The following is a 5915-nucleotide window of genomic DNA, read 5'->3' on the forward strand; positions in this document are numbered from 1 at the left end:
ATTTACCCAGCGGCTGTGCTGAATTTCGCAAATTTGCTGTCTTAGCTGTATCCCCGCGACAACTGTGGGCCTGACTCAGGCCGCGGCGCCGGGTCGAAGAACCGAGGACTTATCATGATTCGTAAACTTCCCATCATGGCTTTGTTGATTGGCGCACTTGCCGTCACCGGCCAGGCTGAAGCGGGTGGTGGCCATGGCTGGCAGGGCCCTGCAGTGTTTGGCGCGATCGTCGGCTCGGCCATCATCGGCTCGGCACTGATCAACCAGGATCGGCCGGTGTATGTGCAGCAACAACCGGTTTATGTGCAGCCGCAACCGGTCTACGTGCAGCAACCACCGCCACCGGTGTATTACCAACCGGCACCGGTGTATGTACAACAACCGGTCTACGTGCAGCCGGCCCCCGTCTATTACGGCCCGCCTCGTGGTTATTACGGTCGGCCCCACGGCTACTACGGCGGCCCGCATGGCTACTACGGCGGTCCACGCTGGTAAGCGCAACACAGAGCCCTGCTTTCGAGCAGGGCTTTTTTATGACCGCTGGTCGGCCAACGTCTGAAAAAATCGCGCCAAGGTCGCTGTGAGGACAGTTCGAGCAGCTAAAGTCGGCATGATGGAATCGACCGTCGGGCTTTTTTCATCGAACGGTCACCGCTTTGTCATGACGGAACCGCAATCTGAATCCGTCCGTAAACAACAGATCGATAACAACAAGGACGACTGTATGCCCACACAAAACCCGCACCGCATCGTCGGTCTGTGCACCTCGAGCAAGGTGTACAGCGCACTTACCGAGCTCAAGCATCTGGAAGGCCATCGCTGCGCCAAGCTGCTGTCCCTGCTCGCCGAAAATCTCGTGCACAAGGGCCTGCTCAATGAACGAGAAGTCATGCACATGCTCGATCAAGTGGTGGAATGACGCCAGACCTCACTGGCATCAATGACCACTATCGAAAGCGTTGATTGTCCGTCGTGCCGGCAAATCCCTAAGGTAACCCCATCAGTTTGATGGAGGTTTTCCCATGGCACAGGTTCAAATCATGTCGGTGATCGGCAGCGCAGTTCCCGCTTCGCTGCGTGCATCCGGTTTGCTCGCTTGCTGGTATCTGGTGCGCGATGGCGAGCCAATCAGCGGCCCGCTCACCTCCTTGCCAGCAGCACAGGCCTTGTCGCAACAAGTCGCCAGCAACACGTTTCATGCCTAAGGCAGCTGCACCTTGGGCTTGGTCTCGACGAACAGCGCCCAGCTCGACAGGAACAATGCGGCAATCAGCGGCCCGATCACAAAGCCGTTGAGGCCGAAGACCGCGAGGCCGCCGAGGGTGGAAACCAGAATCAGGTAATCGGGCATTTTCGTATCCTTGCCCACCAGAATCGGGCGCAGCACGTTGTCGACCAGGCCGATCACGAATACTCCGAACAATCCCAGCACCACGCCCTGCCAGATCATCCCGCTGAGCAGGAAGTACACCGCCACCGGCGCCCAGACAATCCCCGCGCCCACCGCTGGCAACAGCGACAGAAACGCCATCAGCACCGCCCAGAGCAACGCGCTGGGAATGTCGAGAAACCAGAAAATCAACCCGCCCAGCGCGCCTTGGGTCACGGCCACCACCACGTTGCCTTTGACCGTCGCGCGCACCACGCGGTTGAACTTCAGTTGCAGGCGGCGCTTGTGGTTTTCTTCCAGCGGCACGGCAGTGCGCATCTTGCGCGCCAGCTCAGGGCCGTCACGCAGAAAGAAAAACAGCAGATACAGCATGATGAAAAAGCTCACCACGAATTCGAATGTGCCCTGGCCGAAGCTGAACGCCTGAGTCGCTAGCACCTGGCTGCCCTGCATCGCCGCTTTGACGATCTTCTCGCGCAAGCTGTCGAGTTCGCCCATGCCAAAGCGGTCGAGCAAGTGCTGAAAGTACGGCGGCAGGCTGTGCTTGAACTGCGCCAGATACGCAGCGATGTCCAGCTCGCCGCTTTCAATGTTCTTGTAGACCGTCGCGCCTTCCTGCACCAGCAGGATGCTGACGATGATCACCGGCAGAATCGCGATCACCAGGCACAGGCTCAAGGTGCACAACGACGTCACGTTGCGTTGCCAGCCAAACTTCTGCTGCAACCTGCGCTGTACCGGCGCAAACAGAATGCCGAGGATGACAGCCCAGAACACCGCGCCGTAAAACGGCAGCAGAATCCAGATAAAGGCCACCGTGACCAGCACCAGCAGCACTGTCAGGGATTTGAATTGCAGACTCTTTTCGTTCATATCCGGTCCATGTCAGTCAGGCGTCACGCACGCCCGCCCCACTTAGTCAGCCGCCGAGCGCGCGAGTGCCATGTTTATTCATGGAGCATAGATCCAGATCAATAAACCCTCGCAACAGCTGCCCTACCCTGCGCGGCTTTTGCGACCGACACCCAAATGCAGACTCTCATCGCCCCCGAGCTTCTCGCCCCCGCCGGCACCCTGAAAAACATGCGTTACGCCTTCGCTTATGGCGCCGATGCGGTCTACGCCGGCCAGCCGCGCTACAGCCTGCGGGTGCGCAACAACGAATTCGACCACGCCAACCTGGCGCTGGGCATCCGTGAGGCGCAGGCGCAGGGCAAGCGCTTTTATGTGGTGGTCAACATCGCCCCGCACAACGCCAAGCTGAAGACTTTCCTCAAGGATCTGGCGCCAGTGATCGAGATGGCCCCGGATGCGCTGATCATGTCCGACCCGGGCCTGATCATGCTGGTGCGCCGGCATTTTGCGCAGATGCCGATTCATCTTTCGGTGCAGGCCAACACGGTGAATTGGGCGAGCGTCGAGTTCTGGCAGCAACAGGGATTGAGCCGGATCATTCTGTCGCGCGAATTGTCGCTGGAAGAGATCGGCGAAATCCGCGAGCAGGTGCCGGGCATGGAGCTGGAAGTGTTCGTGCACGGCGCGCTGTGCATGGCCTATTCCGGGCGCTGCCTGCTTTCCGGTTACATGAACAAGCGCGATGCCAATCAGGGCACCTGCACCAACGCCTGCCGCTGGAAGTACACGGCGCAAGAAGCCACACAAAACCAGCTCGGCGAGATCGTCCAGACCTTTCAACCCGAGCCGACGCTGGGCCTCGGCGCACCGACCGATCAGGTCTTTCTGTTGCAGGAAGCCAACCGCCCCGATGAATTGATGCCGGCTTTCGAAGACGAACACGGCACCTACATCATGAACGCCAAGGACCTGCGCGCCGTGCAGCATGTCGAGCGCCTGACGCGCATGGGCGTGCACTCATTGAAAATCGAAGGCCGGACCAAATCGCATTTCTACTGCGCGCGCACCACGCAGGTGTATCGCCGGGCGATCGATGATGCCGTGGCCGGGCGCGCGTTCGATCGCAGCCTGATGCTGGATCTCGAGTCGCTGGCCCAGCGCGGCTACACCGAAGGTTTTCTGCGCCGGCATGTGCATGACGAATATCAGAACTATCAGCACGGCAGTTCGGTGTCGGAGCGGCAGCAGTTCGTTGGCGAGCTGACCGGCGAGCGCCGTGATCGCCTGGCCGAAGTGAAAGTGAAGAATCGTTTTGCCGTGGGCGATCATCTGGAACTGATGACGCCCAAGGGCAATTTCCATTTTGATCTGCATGAATTGCAGAGCGTCAGCGGGCAAGCGATCGAAGTGGCGCCGGGGGACGGGCATACGGTGTACGTGCCGATACCGGATGCGGTGGATTTGCGCTTTGGGTTGTTGATGCGGGATTTGCCGCGGACCTGAAAAGCCCCTCACCCTAGCCCTCTCCCAGAGAGAGAGGGGACTGATCGGGGGATATTTCAGAGATACGCTGACCTGAACGGGGACCGCTGAATCCGCAAACTACACAGCGCTGGTTGTGCTCGTGAATCCATAATCGGCTCGGACTTTCAGGTCGATGTCTGACGCAAGACACCTCGGTTGGCCCCCTCTCCCTCCGGGAGAGGGCTGGGGTGAGCGCCGCTTTTCTATTGGGCAAACTCCTCACGCAACATCCCTACAAACGCCTCGCGCGCCGGGTGCACACCGGCGTTTTCATGCCAGTAAAACAAATTCTCGATCGCCATCAGTTCAGCAAACTCGTAACCCTCGCAGCCCGCGCCTTTGGCGTACTGCTCGAACACGCCCTTGGGCACCAGCGCCACCCCGGCACCGGCGCTGACGCAGCCGACAATCGCTCCGTAACTGGCCAGACTGACAATCGGCAGCGCCTGCCCTCGGCGCAGTAACCAATGCTCAAGTGCCGCGCGGTATGGGCAACCCGGTGGCCACATGAACAGGGTTTTGTCTTGCAGATCCGCGATGTCACGCACCGGGCCGAATGAAGTCGAGGCGATCAGTAACAATTCCTCTCGATACATCGGCGTGCGTTTGAGCTGAGCACGTTCGACATCCACCGCGACAATCGCGCCATCAAGACGATGGTTGACGGTGTCGTCGAGCAACTGGCTCCAGGTGCCGGTGGTCAGTTCCAGTGCTACTTGCGGATAACGCTTGTGGAATTTCGCCAGCAGGCGCGGCAAGCGCCCGGTCGCCGAAGACTCGATGGCGCCGATGCGCAGCGGTCCGGACGGCTCGGCGGCCGGGTCGAGCGCGCGTTTGGCTTCGACGGTCAGCGCCAGAATCTTTTCCGCATAAACCAGAAAGGTCTGCCCCGCCGGGCTGATGCGCAGTCCGCGCCCCTCGCGCAAGAACAGCGCCACGCCCAACTCGGCCTCCAGCGCTTTGATCCGCGCAGTGATGTTCGACGGCACGCAGAACAGCTTTTCGGCGGCCCGGGCAATGCTGCCGACCTCGGCCACAGTCTTGAACATGCGGATTTGCGCCAGCTCCATAATCATCACTCTGAGTGAACAGTCAGCGCAGTATAAGTCAGTTGTGGCGAATGATCGGGCGCCCGGATACTCGGCGCATCCACTGCCCTGGTGCCTCGATCATGACTTCCACTTCTACCTGCAAAATCATCCTGGCCATGGCGTTTGTCGTCGGCTGCTGGGGTTATTCGCCCACCGGCATTCACATCGGCTTGCAAGGGTATGAGCCCGGACATCTGGCCTTGCTGCGTTTTCTGCTGGCGTCGCTGTTGATGGCGCTGATCGCAATTTTCAAAGGCATTCGCCTGCCGCAGTGGCGCGATGTGCCGTTACTGTTTGCCTTGGGCTTCTTCGCCGTCAGCCTGCATCACGTCGCCCTGAACATCGGCCAGCAAGGCATCAGTGCCGGGGCTTCCAGCGTGCTGGCGCAATCGAGCCCGTTATTCAGCACGCTGCTGGCGTGCTTTGTGTTCAAGGAACGCGTCAGCGCCTGGCGTTGGAGCTGTGTGCTGCTTGGATTTGTCGGCGTGGTGATCGTAGTCAGCGGCGACAAGGGCATGGGCGCTATCAATGCCCATGGCTTGTTGATCTTGTTGGCGGCGCTTTCCTGGAGCCTCTATTTCGCCCTGCAAAAGCATCATGCGCGGCGCTACGACGGCTTCAGCCTGGGCTGCTACGCGGTGTGGTCGGGGACGTTGCTGTTGCTGATTTATCTGCCGGGGCTGGCTGACGCCGTGATGCAGGCGCCGCCGCGTGCGCAGTGGGCGGTGCTGATGCTGGGGGTGTTTCCCAGCGCGCTGGCGTATCTGGCCTGGGGTTTCGTGCTCAAGCATGTGGACTTGAGTCGGGCGACGATGACCTTGTATCTGATACCGCCGACGGCCATGGGAATTGCGTCGTGGGGACTGGGTGAACGGCCGACGTTGATGGTGCTGATGGGAGCGGTGGTGGTGTTGATCAGTGTGTTGGCGTTGAATCTGGAGCGTCGGGTTGGCGTCGTTCGAGCAGTTGAGAGCAAGGCTTGAATCTGCGGTGAAGCCGATGCCGTCTTCGCGAGCAGGCTCGCTCCCACAGTGGATGACACAAACTCCCTGTGG

7 protein-coding genes are annotated in these 5915 nt (G+C 60.1%); 5 read left to right on the top strand and 2 right to left on the bottom strand.

Annotated elements, in window-relative coordinates; all coding sequences use genetic code 11:
* Positions 1 to 114 precede the first annotated feature (114 nt).
* The 3 genes from F8N49_RS24745 to F8N49_RS24755 all read left to right on the top strand — a co-directional run bounded on the left by F8N49_RS24745 (position 115) and on the right by F8N49_RS24755 (position 1205).
* Positions 115 to 495, top strand: a complete 381-nt coding sequence (locus F8N49_RS24745) for a hypothetical protein (protein ID WP_024013471.1) — start codon at positions 115 to 117, stop codon at positions 493 to 495.
* 229 nt (positions 496 to 724) lie between these two features.
* Complete coding sequence (locus tag F8N49_RS24750) at positions 725 to 919, top strand: hypothetical protein (protein WP_016770691.1); 195 nt, start codon at positions 725 to 727, stop codon at positions 917 to 919.
* A 103-nt stretch (positions 920 to 1022) separates the two neighbouring features.
* On the top strand, positions 1023 to 1205 hold the full coding sequence (locus tag F8N49_RS24755; protein ID WP_016770690.1) for a hypothetical protein: 183 nt from the start codon (positions 1023 to 1025) through the stop codon (positions 1203 to 1205).
* On the opposite strand, the gene F8N49_RS24760 is transcribed toward F8N49_RS24755, so the two are convergent.
* On the bottom strand, positions 1202 to 2263 hold the full coding sequence (locus F8N49_RS24760) for an AI-2E family transporter (RefSeq protein ID WP_073471346.1): 1062 nt from the start codon (positions 2261 to 2263) through the stop codon (positions 1202 to 1204). The genes F8N49_RS24755 and F8N49_RS24760 overlap by 4 nt on opposite strands.
* Before the next feature lie 156 nt (positions 2264 to 2419).
* Here F8N49_RS24760 and yegQ point away from each other — a divergent pair, with 156 nt between their 5' ends.
* The gene (yegQ, locus tag F8N49_RS24765) at positions 2420 to 3748 is read left to right on the top strand and encodes a tRNA 5-hydroxyuridine modification protein YegQ (protein WP_151552992.1); all 1329 of its coding nucleotides are present in this window, start codon (positions 2420 to 2422) and stop codon (positions 3746 to 3748) included.
* A 224-nt stretch (positions 3749 to 3972) separates the two neighbouring features.
* Here yegQ and F8N49_RS24770 read toward each other — a convergent pair whose 3' ends face one another.
* Complete coding sequence (locus F8N49_RS24770; RefSeq protein ID WP_151552994.1) at positions 3973 to 4839, bottom strand: LysR substrate-binding domain-containing protein; 867 nt, start codon at positions 4837 to 4839, stop codon at positions 3973 to 3975.
* Between the two features lie 101 nt (positions 4840 to 4940).
* Here F8N49_RS24770 and F8N49_RS24775 point away from each other — a divergent pair, with 101 nt between their 5' ends.
* Positions 4941 to 5843, top strand: a complete 903-nt coding sequence (locus F8N49_RS24775; protein WP_243243431.1) for a DMT family transporter — start codon at positions 4941 to 4943, stop codon at positions 5841 to 5843.
* The last annotated feature ends 72 nt before the right edge of the window (positions 5844 to 5915 follow it).

Source organism: Pseudomonas sp. GXM4, assembly GCF_008923895.1.
Lineage (GTDB): Bacteria > Pseudomonadota > Gammaproteobacteria > Pseudomonadales > Pseudomonadaceae > Aquipseudomonas > Aquipseudomonas atacamensis.